Origin of the sequence: Mycolicibacterium novocastrense (genome assembly GCF_001499835.1) — a bacterium.
GTDB classification, from domain to species: Bacteria; Actinomycetota; Actinomycetes; order Mycobacteriales; family Mycobacteriaceae; genus Mycobacterium; species Mycobacterium novocastrense.
The window spans coordinates 141,220-155,911 of sequence record NZ_LQIH01000003.1 but is presented as its reverse complement, the minus strand read 5'-3'; the positions used below and the strand labels follow the sequence as shown (position 1 = coordinate 155,911).

15 protein-coding genes are annotated in these 14,692 nt (G+C 66.9%); 8 read left to right on the top strand and 7 right to left on the bottom strand.

What is annotated here, in order from left to right:
- Position 1 precedes the first annotated feature (1 nt).
- The gene (locus tag AU072_RS04405; protein WP_235629969.1) at positions 2–1,234 is read right to left on the bottom strand and encodes a CaiB/BaiF CoA transferase family protein; all 1,233 of its coding nucleotides are present in this window, start codon (positions 1,232–1,234) and stop codon (positions 2–4) included.
- Between the two features lie 78 nt (positions 1,235–1,312).
- Here AU072_RS04405 and AU072_RS04400 point away from each other — a divergent pair, with 78 nt between their 5' ends.
- Genes AU072_RS04400 through AU072_RS04385 form a run of 4 tightly spaced genes read left to right on the top strand, consistent with a single transcriptional unit; the run spans position 1,313 to position 5,409 of the window.
- A complete protein-coding gene (locus AU072_RS04400; protein ID WP_268874546.1) occupies positions 1,313–2,536 on the top strand; it encodes a CaiB/BaiF CoA transferase family protein in 1,224 nt (407 codons plus the stop codon).
- Complete coding sequence (locus AU072_RS04395) at positions 2,512–3,756, top strand: CoA transferase (protein ID WP_328587089.1); 1,245 nt, start codon at positions 2,512–2,514, stop codon at positions 3,754–3,756. Before AU072_RS04400 ends, AU072_RS04395 begins: the two co-directional genes overlap by 25 nt.
- The gene (locus AU072_RS04390) at positions 3,753–4,205 is read left to right on the top strand and encodes a VOC family protein (RefSeq protein ID WP_064412634.1); all 453 of its coding nucleotides are present in this window, start codon (positions 3,753–3,755) and stop codon (positions 4,203–4,205) included. Before AU072_RS04395 ends, AU072_RS04390 begins: the two co-directional genes overlap by 4 nt.
- A gap of 7 nt (positions 4,206–4,212) precedes the next feature.
- Positions 4,213–5,409 carry a cytochrome P450 gene (locus AU072_RS04385; protein WP_064412633.1) on the top strand — a complete coding sequence of 399 codons (1,197 nt, stop codon included), beginning with the start codon at positions 4,213–4,215 and terminating at the stop codon, positions 5,407–5,409.
- On the opposite strand, the gene AU072_RS04380 is transcribed toward AU072_RS04385, so the two are convergent.
- The gene (locus AU072_RS04380) at positions 5,402–6,202 is read right to left on the bottom strand and encodes an SDR family NAD(P)-dependent oxidoreductase (RefSeq protein WP_064412632.1); all 801 of its coding nucleotides are present in this window, start codon (positions 6,200–6,202) and stop codon (positions 5,402–5,404) included. The genes AU072_RS04385 and AU072_RS04380 overlap by 8 nt on opposite strands.
- A gap of 167 nt (positions 6,203–6,369) precedes the next feature.
- Here AU072_RS04380 and AU072_RS04375 point away from each other — a divergent pair, with 167 nt between their 5' ends.
- Positions 6,370–7,413, top strand: coding sequence for an acyl-CoA dehydrogenase family protein (locus tag AU072_RS04375; RefSeq protein ID WP_064412631.1), 1,044 nt, complete (start codon positions 6,370–6,372; stop codon positions 7,411–7,413).
- Positions 7,414–7,416: 3 nt separating this feature from the next.
- The gene (locus AU072_RS04370; RefSeq protein ID WP_064412630.1) at positions 7,417–8,559 is read left to right on the top strand and encodes an acyl-CoA dehydrogenase family protein; all 1,143 of its coding nucleotides are present in this window, start codon (positions 7,417–7,419) and stop codon (positions 8,557–8,559) included.
- Between the two features lies 1 nt (position 8,560).
- Here AU072_RS04370 and AU072_RS04365 read toward each other — a convergent pair whose 3' ends face one another.
- A complete protein-coding gene (locus AU072_RS04365) occupies positions 8,561–8,767 on the bottom strand; it encodes a hypothetical protein (protein WP_064403269.1) in 207 nt (68 codons plus the stop codon).
- A gap of 114 nt (positions 8,768–8,881) precedes the next feature.
- Between AU072_RS04365 and AU072_RS04360 the strand changes: the two genes are divergently transcribed.
- Positions 8,882–10,177 carry an amidohydrolase family protein gene (locus AU072_RS04360; protein WP_064403227.1) on the top strand — a complete coding sequence of 432 codons (1,296 nt, stop codon included), beginning with the start codon at positions 8,882–8,884 and terminating at the stop codon, positions 10,175–10,177.
- A 7-nt stretch (positions 10,178–10,184) separates the two neighbouring features.
- Here AU072_RS04360 and AU072_RS04355 read toward each other — a convergent pair whose 3' ends face one another.
- Genes AU072_RS04355 through AU072_RS04340 form a run of 4 tightly spaced genes read right to left on the bottom strand, consistent with a single transcriptional unit; the run spans position 10,185 to position 13,250 of the window.
- Positions 10,185–11,123: an SMP-30/gluconolactonase/LRE family protein gene (locus AU072_RS04355; protein WP_235629971.1), complete on the bottom strand. Its 939-nt coding sequence runs from the start codon at positions 11,121–11,123 to the stop codon at positions 10,185–10,187.
- Positions 11,120–11,647 (bottom strand): nuclear transport factor 2 family protein, encoded by a 528-nt coding sequence (locus AU072_RS04350; RefSeq protein ID WP_235629972.1) that lies wholly within the window; start codon positions 11,645–11,647, stop codon positions 11,120–11,122. The genes AU072_RS04355 and AU072_RS04350 overlap by 4 nt, the downstream gene beginning before the upstream one ends.
- Positions 11,647–12,423 carry an SDR family NAD(P)-dependent oxidoreductase gene (locus tag AU072_RS04345; RefSeq protein WP_082681046.1) on the bottom strand — a complete coding sequence of 259 codons (777 nt, stop codon included), beginning with the start codon at positions 12,421–12,423 and terminating at the stop codon, positions 11,647–11,649. The genes AU072_RS04350 and AU072_RS04345 overlap by 1 nt, the downstream gene beginning before the upstream one ends.
- A 5-nt stretch (positions 12,424–12,428) precedes the next feature.
- The gene (locus AU072_RS04340) at positions 12,429–13,250 is read right to left on the bottom strand and encodes an SDR family oxidoreductase (RefSeq protein WP_064412629.1); all 822 of its coding nucleotides are present in this window, start codon (positions 13,248–13,250) and stop codon (positions 12,429–12,431) included.
- Between the two features lie 81 nt (positions 13,251–13,331).
- Between AU072_RS04340 and AU072_RS04335 the strand changes: the two genes are divergently transcribed.
- A complete protein-coding gene (locus AU072_RS04335; protein ID WP_064412628.1) occupies positions 13,332–14,684 on the top strand; it encodes a phosphotransferase in 1,353 nt (450 codons plus the stop codon).
- Positions 14,685–14,692 lie beyond the last annotated feature (8 nt).

The window sequence follows — 14,692 nt, the reverse complement described above, 5'->3', positions numbered from 1 at the left end:
CTCACGCGATCGCACCGCTTTCCTTCAGCGCCGTGATGCGGTCCCAGTCACCACCGAGTTCGAGAATCAGTTGTTCGGTGTCGGCGGCGAACTCCGGCATCGGGCGCAGCCGCAGCGGCGTCTCGTCGAACAGCACCGGGCTGGCGACGAGTTCGGCTCGCTCGCCATCGGTTTCGACGTCGACGATGCCGCCGTTGGCGCGCAGCTGCGGGTCCGCGGCAACCTCGACGGTGTTCTGCACCACCGCCCATTGGCCGTCGAAGCCCTCCAGCGCTGCCCGCCAGTGCGCAAGCGGCCGCGCGGCGATCGCGGACCGTAGGATCTGGGCGGCCGCCGCGGCGTTCTCGGTCAACGCCTCATGGCCCGCGAAGCGCTCGTCGTCGGCCAACTCACCCACTCCGACGCGACGGCAGAACTCGCCGAAGTAGCGGAAACCCTGCATCATCGACAGGCCGAGGAAGCGGCCGTCCGCGGTCCGATAGAAGCCGACCAGCGGATTGTTCGGCGCGACGTTCGCGCCGGCGGGGTTGGCCACCCAGGGTTCGCCGCTGACGAGGGCCGCGTTGATCGCCACCCCCGACGCCCACACACCCACGCCGAGTAGCGAGATGTCGACCACACGAGCATGCCCGGTGCGCTCACGCTCGAACAGCGCCGCCGCGATCCCGCCGGCGATGGTCATGCCGCCGATCGAGTCACCGTAGGCCGGGCCCGGCTGCGGGACAACACCTTCCAGGTCAGAAGGGGTCGACCCCATGGCCCCCGCGGCGCGGCTCCAGAATCCGGTCATGTCGTAACCACCGGTGTCGGCCTCAGCGCCGAGTGGCCCGTACGCACTGCCGCGGGCATAGATGAGGCGGGGATTGACCGCGCGCATGTCATCGACGTCGATCTTGAGCTTCTTGCGGGCCTCGGGCAGGAAGTTGGTCAGGAACACATCGGCCGTGCGCGCGATGTCCATCAGCAGCGCGTGGCCGTCCGGCGTCGACATGTCGATGGCCATCGACCGTTTGCCGCGGTTGGCGTGTTCCATCACCGGGTTTCGGTCGCCCTCGATGGTGATGCGGCCCAGGCTGCGCAGCCCGCGTTGGGAGTCGCCCGTGCGCGGGTGTTCGACCTTGATGACGTCGGCCCCCCAGTCGGCCAGCACCGCCCCCGCAGCGGGGACGAACGTCCACTGCGCGACTTCCAGCACGCGTACACCCTTCATCGGCGCAGGGACACCTGCTGTCATCTGCACAGCCTCCGTTGTGGTCAACACCATCGAATTGAACAATAGAACACTTTATGTCCAGCTGCTATTGTCGCTTCTGTGACGGGCGCGTTGTCCCACGTACGAGTGTGCGACTTGAGTGGTCAGCTGGCGGGTGCCGGAGCCACCAAGATCCTTGCTGCGTTCGGTGCGGAGGTCCTCAGGGTCGAAGACCCTGCCACGCAGGGACTGTGGGACGCCTTGCGCGGCGTCGGCCCGTACGTCGACGAGCGCCGCGGGGTGAACTTCGGCGCCGGGTTCAACAACCACAATGTCGGCAAGTACGGCGTCACGATCAACATGCGCACGCCGGAAGGCAAAGACCTGCTGCGCGAGCTGATCTCGATCAGCGACGTCGTCTGCGAGAACTTCGCGGCCGGCGTCCTGGACAAGCGCGGCTTCGGCTATGCGGAACTGCAGAAGATCAAAGCCGACATCATCTACGTGTCCAACTGCGGGTTCGGCCACACCGGCCCGTATCGGGATTTCAAGACATGGGGGCCGATCGTCCAGGCGATGAGCGGCTTGACGTTCACCGCCGGCCTCCCCGATGCCGAACCCGCCGGGTGGGGCTTCTCCTACATGGATCACATGTCGGCGCTGTACATGACCACGGCCATCCTCGCGGCGCTGCACCACCGCGACAGGACCGGGGAGGGCCAGCACGTCGACCTGGCGACCGTGCCCGCGGGCATCGCGATGTTGCCGACGGAGGTGCTCGACTGGACGGTCAACGGCCGCGCCGCGACCGCCGCCGGTAATCGCGCCGATTTCGCAGAGATGGCGCCACACGGCATCTACCCCTGTGCGGGCGCGGACCGCTGGATCGCGATCGCCTGCCGCGACGAGCGTGAACTCGGCGTGCTCGCGAAGGTCCTCAACGAACCCGAGCTGTCGTCGGAGCGGTTCACCACCCTCGAGCAGCGTGTGCGCGCCGCTGATGAACTGGACGCGCTGATCGGCGACGTCACCGCCACGCGCGACGCGGCGACGCTCGCCGACGACCTCGTGGCCGCCGGATTACCGGCGAGCATGGTCAAAAGCCCGTCGGAACGTATCGATGACGACCCCGATCTGGCCGCGATGGGGCTCTTTCCCACGGTGACCCATCCCGATATGGGCGAGGTGCGTGTCGAGGGCATCCCGATGCGATGTTCTGCCACTCCGTGGCAGATCACCTCGGCCGCACCCCGCCTTGGCCAACACAATCGTGAGGTGCTCGTGGATCTGCTCGGCCACTCCGAGGCAGAACTCGACGACTGGGCACAGCGAGGTGTGATCTGACCGCGCTGAGCGACCTGCGGGTCGTCGAGATCGCCGACCAGTTCACTCCGGTCGGCGGTCGGGTGCTGGCCGAGTTGGGCGCCGACGTGATCGTCGTCGAGCCGCCGACCGGATCGACTGACCGGGCCCGGCCGCCATTCGCCGACGATCAGCCGGGGGTGGATCGGAGTCTGCGTTGGTGGGCGGGAAACGTCGGGAAGCGCTCGGTCACAGTCGATCTGCGCACCGATCCCGGACAGCGGGATCTTGCGGCGCTGATCGCCACTGCCGACGTGGTCATCGCGGGCAGCGACCGGTGTGAGGACGTCGACTATGCCGCATGCGCGTCTCGTGATGCCCGGTTGGTCTGGGTGTCGGTCAGCCCGTTCGGGTTGGGCAGCGTCCGCAGCGGCCAACCGGCGACCGATCTGACGATGCTCGCGGGTGGCGGCCCGGTGTGGAACTGCGGATACGACGACCGCACCCTGCCGCCGATCCGGGGAGCCGGCGATCAGTCGGCGAACATCGCCGGAATGTACTGCGCTATCGGTGCTCTCGTGGCCCTCGCGCACCGCGATCGAACCGGGCAGGGCCAACTGGTCGATGTCAACGTCAATGCGGCGTGCAACGTGACGAGCGAGCAGACGACGTATCACTGGCTGGTGAACCAGGACATCTGTCTGCGCCAGACGGGCAGACACGCCTACCCGACACGCAGCTCTCCCGTGCAAGTACGGTGCGCCGACGGGCATTACGCCACCACCGGGGTGCTCCCCCGCAAGCAGGAGGACTTCGCCCGGCTGCTGGCGTGGCTCGACGAACTCGGCCTCTCCGAGGAACTGCCGGAAGCGGTGTTCCTCGAATTGGCGGCCGGCCGGGAAGAACCAGTCGACCTGGCCATGATCGGTGTCGACGACGAAACCACGGCGATCCTCAGCGCCGCGCGTGACGCGATCCGCCTCATCGCGTCAAGACTGCCCGCCAAGGAGTTCTTCGTGACCAGTCAGCGCCGCGGCTTTCCCTGCGGCGCAGTGCTTCCCCCCAACGAGGCGTTCGACGACGAGCACACGATCGCACGGGGCTTTCACGTTCCGGTGCCACACCCGGACCTGGACAGGACCATCACCTACCCGGGCACGCCGTACCTGTTCAGCGCGACCCCGCCGGCCGCACCGACGCGGCCGCCGCTGCTGGGTGAGCACAACGCACTGCTCGACGACCTCGCCGAACGACCGCGATGAGCGACGGGCACCGCCTCACCCACATCGGGCTGTGCGTTCGTGACATCGGTCGTGCCGAGCACTTCTACTGCTCGGCACTGGGTTTCGAAGTCGTCGGCCGGATGACAGTCGACGACGACGCCACCGCCCAGCTGCTCGACGTGCCCGGCCTGTTGCTCGAACTCGTCTACCTGCAGCGCGACGGGTTTCGCCTCGAACTGCTCGGCTACGTCCGGCCGGGAACCGTGGGGGCAACGGGGCCGCACCCGATGAACACCCTCGGCTTCACCCACCTGTCGTTTCGGGTCGACGACGCCGATCGGGCGGTGGACGCGATCGTGGCGCACGGGGGCCGAGCGCTTCCAGACCGCACCGTCGCGTTCGGCGCCGGCAACCGCGGTCTGATGGCGACCGACCCGGACGGCAACCTGCTCGAGCTCATCGAACGAACTCCCCCGGTTGACAGGTGACGAAATCATGGTGCCAGCGATCAACGAGCTGACGTATTCGCCGTTCTCCAAGGCGATCTTCGATGATCCCTATCCCGTGTACCGCCGGTTGCGCGACGAGGCGCCGGTGTACCGGGATCCTGAAGACCGATGGTGGGTGCTGTCCCGATTCGACGACGTCTCCGGCGCGCTGCGCGATTGGTCGACGTACTCCTCCAAGCAGGGCCCGGCGCCGGAGAACCCGGACAACGACGGGCGCAAGTACTCGATCATCTCCATGGATCCGCCACGGCACGACCGGGTCCGTGGAGTACTCAAGGGATTCTTCACCCCGAAGGCGGTCGCGGCCTTGGAGAATGCGCTGCGCGCGGTCGTGGCACACCACCTCGACAAGCTGCGACCGGACACCACCGTTGACGCCATGGAGGCGTTCGCCTTCTCCATTCCCACCGATGTGATCGGCGACCTGCTCGGCGTTCCGCAGGCCGACCGCGAGCAGCTCCGAGTGTGGTGGGAGGCGTTCCTGACCCGGCACGAAGGCGAGGTCGCGATGCCGGCCAGCGCCATCGAGGCCAACCGCAAGATCAGCGCGTACATCGGCGATCTCATCGACCATCGCCGCCGGCATCCCGGCGACGATCTCATCAGCACCGTGCTCAACGCGACCTTCGACGACCCCGAGGCCGGCGGCGCGCGCTCGCTAACCCCCCACGAGGTGCTGATGTTCGCGAACCTGTTGTCGGCGGCGGGCTCGGAGACCACCCAGAAGCTGATCTCCAACGGACTGGTGGCGCTGTACGAGCATCCCGACCAGTGGCGCCGAATCGTCAACGATCCGACATTGATCCCGGCCGCCGTCAACGAGGCACTCAGATACGACACCCCCAGCCACTGGGTCGCGCGCACCCTGACCCGACCCGTCGAAAAACACGGTGTGACAATGGCCGCCGGTGACTGGGTACTCCTGCTGCTCGGCAGCGCCAACCGCGACGAACGCCGCTACCCCGACCCCGACCGGTTCATCATCGACCGTCCACGCGGCACGGACGTGTACTTCGGTTGGGGCATCCACATCTGCCTCGGCCAGTGGTTGGCCCGCCGGGAGGCTCAACTCGTCTTGGAGTACATCGCCAAGAAGTTCCCGAACTACTCGATCGGGGCGCACGAGCGCGTGCTGACCGCCACCGTGCGGGGATACACCAGCGTGGAGATGACGCTCAGGTAGCGCTGAACACACCCGGCGACTGCGAATAGTCCACGGTCGACAACTCGGTCATGCCGCCGTCGACGTGCAGCACGGTTCCGGTGACGAACGCCGCGTCATCACTGGCGAGGAAGGTCACGGCCGGTGCGATCTCGGTGTCCGGATCGGCGCCGCGCTTCATGGGCGATGCGTCCGCGGTGCGGGTGTAGTTGTCCCATTCGGTGCCGATCATCTTGCGCTGCACGTCCGTCAGCGCGAACGGGCACACCGCGTTCACCCGGATGCCATGGCGCGCCCACTCGTTGGCGGCGACCTTCGTCAACGCCTGAACCGCCCCCTTGGCCGCGGAATACGATGCGGTGTAAGCCATCCCGCCGAGCGCAGAGCCCGAGACGAAGTTGACCACCGACGCCTTACCGGATTCCTTCAGCGCGCCGAACGCCGCCTGCATGAACCGGAACGTCGCCTTCGGGCCCGTGGCTTCCGACAGTTCCCAATCCTTGTCCGATACCAGTTCCAGCGCCTTGGGCATCGCGAAATACTGGGCGGCGTTGACCAGGACGTCGAGGCGCCCGTCGACGGAGGCCGCCCGCACGGCGGCCTCGATGTCCTCCCGCTTGGCCACGTTCGCCCGGACGAATGCCGCCCTACCGCCTGCCGATTCGATGATCCCGACGCACTCGCGACCCTTCTCCTCGTTCAGGTCGACGATCGTCACCTGCGCGCCTTCGGCCGCAAGTCGACGAGCGACCGCGCGCCCGAGCCCCTGAGCACCACCCGTGACGAGGGCGTTTCGATTCTCCAGCCGGGACAAGACGAGCCTCCTCGAGTGAACAGTTGAACAATATTCGTTCTATCATTCATGATGGTATCCGAACGCCCAGGAAGGAAGCCGAATGCGTGTCGAAGTGGATCGCGAGCGCTGCGAATCCAATGCGGTGTGTGGGCTGACACGTCCTCTGACAGACGGCTGATCGCTCGATGGACATCGGCCTGACCGACGAGCAAAAGCTCCTGCGGGACACGGTATCCGCGCTGGCGGATCAGTTGGCGACCACGGATCCGAGCGACATCGGTAGCGGTGACACCCTGGCGCGGCAGTGGAGCCAGGTGGTCGAGATCGGCATTCCCACCCTGCGCTCCCCCGCCCTGTGCGGGCTGGAGGCCAGTGGGGTCGAGACGGTCCTGGCGATCGAGCAGCTGGCCCGCACGCTGTGCGCGGTGCCGGTCGCCGGTCAAGCTGTGCTCGCCGCCGAGTTGTTGGAAGCCGCGCGCGCCGAGAAGGAATTGGATCTTCTGGCCGAGGGACAACTGCGCATCGCCCCGGCGCTGACCGTCGACCTGCGCCGGTTCGGCGCCTCAGACGGCGGCGCGGTGGCGTTCGACGCCGCAGGCGCGACCCACGTTCTGGTGGCCAACCAGGCCGACGGGCTGCGCCACCTCGGCACGGCCCCACTGGATGGCGCGGCCGCCGACGGCCTCGATCTCACCCGGACGCTGCGCCGACTGCCCTCCGACAGCGCGGTGCCGATCGCCACCGTCGGCGAGCCGATCTCCGAGGAGCGCTGGCGTCGCGTCGAAGCACTCGCACTGACCGTCGTCGCCGCCGACCTGCTCGGGGTCATGCAGGGCGCCCTCGATGACGCGGTCCGCTACGCCGGGGAGCGAGTCCAATTCGGGGTCCCGATCGGCTCGTTCCAGGCGGTGCAGCACATGCTCGCCGATGCGCTGATCGGCGTCGAGGGCGCGCGAAGCTGCGTGTGGCACGCGGCGTGGGCCGTCGACCACCTGCCCACCGAGGAGGCCTTGCTGGCGGCCATGACGGCCAAGGCGTACGCCGCCGCGGCCGGCCGTGACGTCGTGGAGACCGCCGTTCAGGTGTTCGGCGGGATCGCCATCACCTGGGAGCACGTCTCGCATCTACGTGTGCGCCGAACTCTGCTGAACCGCCGTCTGTTCGGCGACGAGACGGCCCAGTACGAGGCAATCGCACACCTGCGGTTGGCGAACGAGGGGTTGGCGTAGGCGATGGACTTCAACGACACCCCTGAGGAAGCGCAATTCCGAGCACACCTGCGTCAGTGGCTGCGCGACCACAGCGCCGACGCTGCAATCCCCGACGACCCCGCGGCACGCGCGGACGCCCAGAACGCCTGGCATCAGACCCTGTATGAAGCGGGATACATCGGGTTGTCGTTTCCCGTCGAGTACGGCGGCCACGGCCTGCCCCCCATCTACGAAGCCATCCTCAACGACGAGTTGGGCCGCGCCGGCGCGGCGCCGATCGAAGGGGTCGGCCACCTCAGTAACGCACTGCGGCTGTTCGGCTCTGACACCCAACGCGCCGAACTGCTGCCCGGCCTGCTCTCAGGCCGGGTGCGCTGGTGTCAGGGGTTCAGCGAACCCGAGGCCGGATCGGACCTGGCCGGCCTCAAGACCCGGGCCGACCTCGTCGAAACCGGCGGTCGGAGCGTGTTTCGGGTCAACGGGCGCAAGATCTGGACAAGTTTCGCCGCGGTCGCGGACTGGTGTTTTCTGTTGTGCCGCACCGAACCCGACGCCCCCAAGCATCAGGGCATCTCGGTGTTGCTGGTGCCGATGTCGACACCCGGGATCACCGTCACGCCGATCGTCAACTCCGCACGCAACCGCGAATTCACCGAGGTGACGTTCGACGACGTCGAGGTGCCCGAGGAGAACCTGCTCGGCGAGCGCGGACAGGGCTGGACGATCGCCAACCAGTTGCTCGCCTACGAACGCGGCCCCAGCGACATCAACTGGATCAGCAGGCTGTCAAGGCAATTGCGCGACTTAGAACAGCAGGTGCGCTCCGGGCAGTTGGAGAACTCCCCGATGACCCGGGTTCGGCTCGGTCGCGTGTACGCGGAATTGCGTGCCCTGCAGGTCAAGGTGTTGCGGTCGTTGAGTGAGCGGCAGCGTGGCGCCCTCCCGGGTCCGGAGGGGTCCGTCGACAAGCTGCTGATGGCCCGCGCCGACCAGGTGTTCGGCCACACGATGATGGATCTCACCGACAGCGAACCGCTGCTGCGCGAGGGGCTGGAGTGGGACATCTACGTGTGGTCGCGGGCCGCGGGGATCTACGGCGGGACCGCGCAGATTCAACGCAACATCGTCGCGCAACGGGTGCTCGGCCTCCCGCGATCGAAGTGACTCAGTTCGGCGCCCGTCCATCAACGAGTTGGGCATGCGCCTCTTGAAGCGCCGCGAGGCGGCGCAGCGTGACCTCGTCGGTCTCGCCGCCGTCCACTCTGGCCCTGACGTCGGCGATCTCGGCAGCCAACCGTTCGGCGGCTTCGGCGCGGGTCAGCAGGTCCTGATCGGCCCAGTCGTCGTGCGGAATGCGATCACTGGGATCCATCGGCGCCTCCTTGCCACGGTTGAGTTCCCACACCACCGGGCGCTATAGTCAACTAAGCATAATCTGTTCAATTGTTCTATAAAGCCTATCAGCCGGAAGGACGGGGAACCAGCGATGCCACTGCAACCGTCGATGAAGCTGCTCTCGGTCGACGACCACCTCATCGAACCTCCGCACGTCTGGTCCGACCGCCTGCCCGAGAAGTATCTGCACGACGGCCCGCGCATCGTCGAGTTCCCGCGGGACGGCAAGCCGCCGATGCACCAGTGGGTCTACGAGGGGCGCGCGTATCCCAACATCGGGCTCAACGCCGTCGCCGGCAAGCGCCCCGAGGAGTTCGGCGTGGACCCGGTGCGTTACGACGACATGATCCCCGGGTGCTACGACCCCAAGGCGCGCCTGCTGGACATGGACATCGACGGAGTCCACGCGATGCTGTGCTTCCCGTCGTTCCCGCGGTTCTGCGGCACGGTCTTCCTCGAGGGCACCGACAAGGACCTGGCACTGCTGTGCGTGCAGGCATGGAACGACTTCTCGATCGACGAGTGGTGCGCCACCGATCCGGCGCGCTTCATCCCGATGATGATCACCCCGCTGTGGGACACCCAGCTCATGGTCAAGGAGATCGAGCGCATGGCGGCCAAGGGGTGTCGCGCCGTCGGCCTGCCCGACAACCCCCTGAACCTCGGTCTCCCGAGCTTCCACACCCCGCATTGGGATCCGGTCTGGTCCGCTTTGGAGGAGACCAACTTGACCGCGGTCATGCACTTCGGCTCCGGCGGCATGCCACCGGCCACCGCGCCCGAAGCGCCGTTCGCGGTGATGGTGACGCTCATGGGCACGACGTCGATGTCGGCGGCGGTCGAGCTGATGTTCTCCCCGGTGTTCCACAAACACCCGAACTTGAAGGTCGCGTTCTCCGAAGGTGGCATCGGGTGGATGCCGTACATCATCGAGCGGGCCGACTACGTGTGGCGTAAACACAAGTATTACCAGAACATCCATCCAACGATCGCGCCGTCAGAGTTGTTCCGCCGCAACATCACCGGTTGCTTCATCGAGGATGAGGTCGGGGTCGGGCTGCGCCACCTGATCGGCATCGACAACATCACCTGGGAATGCGACTATCCGCACTCCGACTCGTTCTGGCCGAAGAGCCGGGCTCGCGCCGAGGAGATGCTGGCCGGTGTTCCCGACGAAGAAGCGCACAAGATCGTCGAATTGAACACCCGCCGGTGGTACGCGTTCCCAGAGGAGGGGTTCGCCTCCTGCACGGCCGACTCCGGCTGGCGGCCGAACGCCGGCAATCCGCCGGAGTACGACTACGACGCCGTGATGTCCGACCACGGCGGCGTCGGGTACGGCGCCTTCATCCAGAATCTCGCCGATCAGATGACCAACAAGGAATAGCCGCGACTCACCGAATTCCCGCGGCGGCCAACCAGTCCTCGACGACCAGGATCCGCCCGGACGAGGCGAGGGTCATGTAGAGCGTCGCCTCGTTACCGCTGAGCGTGACGTTGGTGGTCATCGGATCGTCCGCGGGAATCGCGCCGAGCAGTGCCCCGTCCGCCGAGAAGATCGTCACCCCGCCGGTGCCGAGCGTCGCCACCAGAATCCGACCCGCCGTGTCGACGCACAGGCCATCGGCGCCACCGACATTCAGCGGTCCTCCGCTCGGCACCGTCGCCAATCCGCGCGCCGCCTTGATGACGCCGGGCGCGGCGAGGTCGAACTCCCAGATCCGCCGCGTTCTGGTCTCGGCAACATACAGTTTGGATTCGTCCGGCGAGAGCGCAACCCCGTTCGGCATCTCCAGCGGGTAAACCACCTCGCGCAATCCGCCGTCGACGGTGCCGTACAGGAGTCCGGTGACAAAGCGAGTGCGACCCCTGATCGTCCCGCCATCGGTGACGTAGAAGCCACCAGAGGAGTCCACGCACACGTCGCTTGGACGGACCAGCGGTGACCGTTGGCCATCGCGGGCGATGAATTCGGTGGTCAGCGTGCCAACCCGACCGTCTGGGTCGACGATCTGGATCGCAGGTGTCAGCGGTGCAGCCGCGGCTCCGATCGGACGGAACAGCATGGCGCAGCCGTCGAAATCGTACGGCCACGGCCCGATTCCGAACGTGGAGCCGCCGTTCTGGCAGACGACGAGCCGATCATCTGGCAGCCGGGCGATCCCGTTCGGCCCGCCGCCGGTGTCGGCGACCTTCTCCTTGGTACCGTCGGGCCGCACCCGCGCGATGCACCCGGCGGCGATCTCCGAGACCAGAATCGACCCGTCCGCCTCCGCGATCGGGCTCTCCGGAAATGCCAGACCGTCGGCGAGGTAGTGGGTGCCGCGCGTCACGATCGACCCGCCCGCCAGCTGCGGAACACACTGTCGGACAACGGGATATCGCCGACTCCGATTTGGCCGGCGGGCCAGTTGGCTGCCGGTTGGCGCAGCGGCGACTGGGCGTGCCCGATGCCGTACCACAGGCGGTGCCTGCGGTGGGAGAACAGCCACCGGCCGTCGCGCAGTTCGTAGCGATCCTCGTATTTGATGAGCTGCTCGACGAAGCCGTCGGCCTCGGTCTGGGCGAAACAGTGTGCCCACACCTGGCCGTGGGCCTGCGCGTCGTCATCGAAGTCGATCAGATGGTTGGCCACGAGGATCACCACGAATAGGCATCCGTCGAGGCTGTGTGTCATCAGCCGCCGCAGTCCGTCGGGACCATCGCCGTATTCGCCGAAGCGGGCGTCCGGCGAGTACAGGTCGACCATCGCGTCGACGTCTCGTGACTCGAGCGCGGCCGCGTACCGGTATGCGAGCTGGCGAATTTCGTCGCGTGCCACCAATATTGCGACCTGCCCGGGGTGAGCCATCCGCATCAGCCTCCTGTCACGTTGATGTCCTGGCCGGTGATCGCCGACGCGGCGTCGGAGGCCAGCCAGATGGAGACGTCCGCGACCTCGTCCGGGCGGATCAGTCGGCCCATTTTGGTCGTCGCGACCAGCGTGCGTCGCACCTCGTCCGGACTCACCCCATCGGCGGCCGCCCGCCGGGCCAGGTAGTTGTCGACCAACTGACCCTCTACCGTGCCGACCACCAGGGTGTTGACCCGGATCCCGGCGGTCCCCACTTCCAGTGCCAGCGTCTGCCCCAGTGCGCTCAATGCCAGCTTGGCCGCGGCGTAGTGGGCCTTATGCGGTTGAACCGTACGCGCAGCGGCCGAGGACAAGAACTGGATATTGCCACTGCTGGCCGGAATCATTGCCTGCCGCAGCGCCTCTCGCGACAACACCATGGGGGCGACGAGGTTCGTTGCGAGCACCGCGTTCCAGTTGTCGACGGTGGCCTCCGCGACCGGCTGATCGGTGCCCGGTATCGCGGCGTTGTTGACCAGGACATCGAGGCGTCCCCAGCGGGACATGATCGCGGAAATGACGTCCCCGCACTGAGTCTCGTCCCGGATGTCGGCGACGTGCACCGAGGCATGGCCACCGTCCTCGGCGATCACATCCGCGGTCACCGCCAGTTGGTCCGGCCGCCGCGCGACCAACGCGACCGTGGCGCCGCTGCGCGCGTACCGCCGCGCGATCACACGGCCGATTCCACCGCTCGCGCCGGTGACGACGACGACGCTGTTCGCGAGGTCCGCACTCATGGCCACTACCCGTCCAACAGCATCTTCGCCATCGGCGTGCCTGCGGGGAACACCTCGGTGATGCCGGCGCTGAGATATCCCGAGTCGGTCACCATTGTGATGCCGTTGACGACGCGCGCCGCATCACTGCACAGGAACAGCAGCGGGTAAGCCTGTTCCATCGCCGTAGCGGCGGCCACGCCGACCTTCGCGCGGTAGTCGGCACCGAAGTCGAGCCAGAGTTCCGCATTGGCCCGCGCCAGTGGCGTGTCGGTGGGACCGGGGCAGATGGCGTTGATGCGGATGCCGTCGGAGATGAGATCCATGGCCTCGCGCGCCACGTAAGCGCATACCGCCTGTTTGGTGAACATGTAGTGCGCACAACCGTTGTCGAGCGCCCACGCGGCAGCGGTGTCGAAGTCCAGGATGTCGAGGAATTCGGTGAGCTGCGGCAGGTTCGACCGCCAGGCGAGGCCGGCCGCCGACGAGATGAACCCGATCGCACTGCCCCGGGGGAGCATGTCCTCGGCGCGCAGCCGCTCGATGAGGTGGCGGTGACCGATGAAGTTGATGCGCTCGATGCCGGGACCGTCCGCCACGCCCGCGCACGCGAAGAGGGCGTTGACGGTGCCCCCGCATTCGGCCACCGCAGTGTCGATACTGTTCCGGTCCGCCAGATTCGCTCGGATCGCGGTGACGCCGGGCAGGTCGCAGTCGGCGTAGTCCATGACGACGACGTCGGCGCCCGCGTCCTGAGCGAGCCGAGCTGTGGCATTGCCCATCCCGGTGGCGCCACCGACGACGACGACACGCTTGTCTCGATAGGAGAAGGCGTCGAACAGGCTCATGATGCCTCCAGTGTGGTCGCAGCCGTTCAGCGGCGGAGTCTTTCAGAGATTACGAGAGCACACTATCTGTACTATTGTCCAGTGACTGAACACGGCGTGGACTCCGTCGTCGAGGACTGGATCTCAGCGAATATCGGGCCGGTGCGCACCATCGAACGCCACCACCGTTGGCGGCCCGCGTGGTTCGTCACCGCAGACCGCGGCGGTCGGGAGGTCGACCTCTACGTCCGGGGAGATCGCGAGGGGTTCGGCTTTGCCACCGTCGCCGCGGAGGCAGAGATCCTCCGGGTGCTGGAGGCGCATCGGATCCCCGTCCCCCACATACACGGGGAGATCACCGAGTGTGGTTCTCTGGCATCGGCGATCGTGATGGACCTGTTGCCGGGAGCGCCGAATCCATGCCTCACCGACGATGCTCACGGCGTCGACGCGGTCATGGACTCCTATGTCGATGCACTTGTGGGCGCCCACTCCATCGACCCGGCGGCGTTCGCCGCTGCGGGCGTGCGCATCCCCGACGGTCCACGTGCGCTCGCCCTCGATTATTTCGAGACGTTCGTGACCCGCTATCGGGACTTCAAGCGGCGCCCGGAACCGTTACTGGAGTTCGCGATCGGATGGCTGCGACGCAACGCCCCGGCTCACCGGTCGACCCCGTCGTTCGTTCTTGGTGACACCGGGCAGTACATGTACGCCGATGGCCGGATCACCGGCCTGATCGACGTCGAACTCGCCCACATCGGCGACGTCTCCCACGATCTCGCGGGCCTGCGATTGCGCAACGTCACGGAGCCGATGGGCGACCTCGGCCGGGTACTGCGGCGTTACGAGGCGGCCTCCGGAACACCGTTGGACCGGGCCGCGATCGAGTTTCACACCGCCAAGTTCGCGCTCTGCACGCCGCTCGGTGTCGCGATCGTTCTGCATCTGGACTTACCGCTGACCGACATCGTCCAATACATCGAGTGGTTCCATCTCCTATCGCTGCACGCGATCGAATCGATCGCGCGCCAGGCCGACGTCCAGCTATCGGCTGTGTCGTTACCCGACCCGATGCCCACGGCCTACCCCGGCGCGATCGCCGGCCTGGCATCCATGGTGGAGTCACTTCCAGTGCCAGCCGGTATCGCCGAGTACCAGCGGTCCGCCGTGGCGAAGGTTGCGCAATTTTGTCACCGCGTGAGCGAGTACGCGCACGCCATCGACGCCGCCGACCTCGATGACATCCAGGATCTGCTCGGGAGTCGACCCGCCGACCGCGCGGAGGGCGACCAGGCCCTCGAAAAGTTCGTCCGCACCGCGGCGCCGCATCACGACCCCGCATTGATTGCGCTGCTCCACCGTCGGGTGATGCGCCAACTCCTGCTCATGGAACCGCTCCTGACCGGCGGTCGGATCGGGCACGTGACACCACTGACCGAGCTGCTCGGCTAAGCGGTCAG

Coding starts and splice junctions, on each gene's coding strand:
- AU072_RS04340 (WP_064412629.1), bottom strand. CDS start 13,250: ATGAGCCTGTTCGACGCCTTCTCCTATCGAGACAAGCGTGTCGTCGTC.
- AU072_RS04405 (WP_235629969.1), bottom strand. CDS start 1,234: ATGACAGCAGGTGTCCCTGCGCCGATGAAGGGTGTACGCGTGCTGGAA.
- AU072_RS04345 (WP_082681046.1), bottom strand. CDS start 12,423: ATGAGTGCGGACCTCGCGAACAGCGTCGTCGTCGTCACCGGCGCGAGC.
- AU072_RS04390 (WP_064412634.1), top strand. CDS start 3,753: ATGAGCGACGGGCACCGCCTCACCCACATCGGGCTGTGCGTTCGTGAC.
- AU072_RS04370 (WP_064412630.1), top strand. CDS start 7,417: ATGGACTTCAACGACACCCCTGAGGAAGCGCAATTCCGAGCACACCTG.
- AU072_RS04385 (WP_064412633.1), top strand. CDS start 4,213: ATGGTGCCAGCGATCAACGAGCTGACGTATTCGCCGTTCTCCAAGGCG.
- AU072_RS04360 (WP_064403227.1), top strand. CDS start 8,882: ATGCCACTGCAACCGTCGATGAAGCTGCTCTCGGTCGACGACCACCTC.
- AU072_RS04350 (WP_235629972.1), bottom strand. CDS start 11,647: ATGCGGATGGCTCACCCCGGGCAGGTCGCAATATTGGTGGCACGCGAC.
- AU072_RS04375 (WP_064412631.1), top strand. CDS start 6,370: ATGGACATCGGCCTGACCGACGAGCAAAAGCTCCTGCGGGACACGGTA.
- AU072_RS04365 (WP_064403269.1), bottom strand. CDS start 8,767: ATGGATCCCAGTGATCGCATTCCGCACGACGACTGGGCCGATCAGGAC.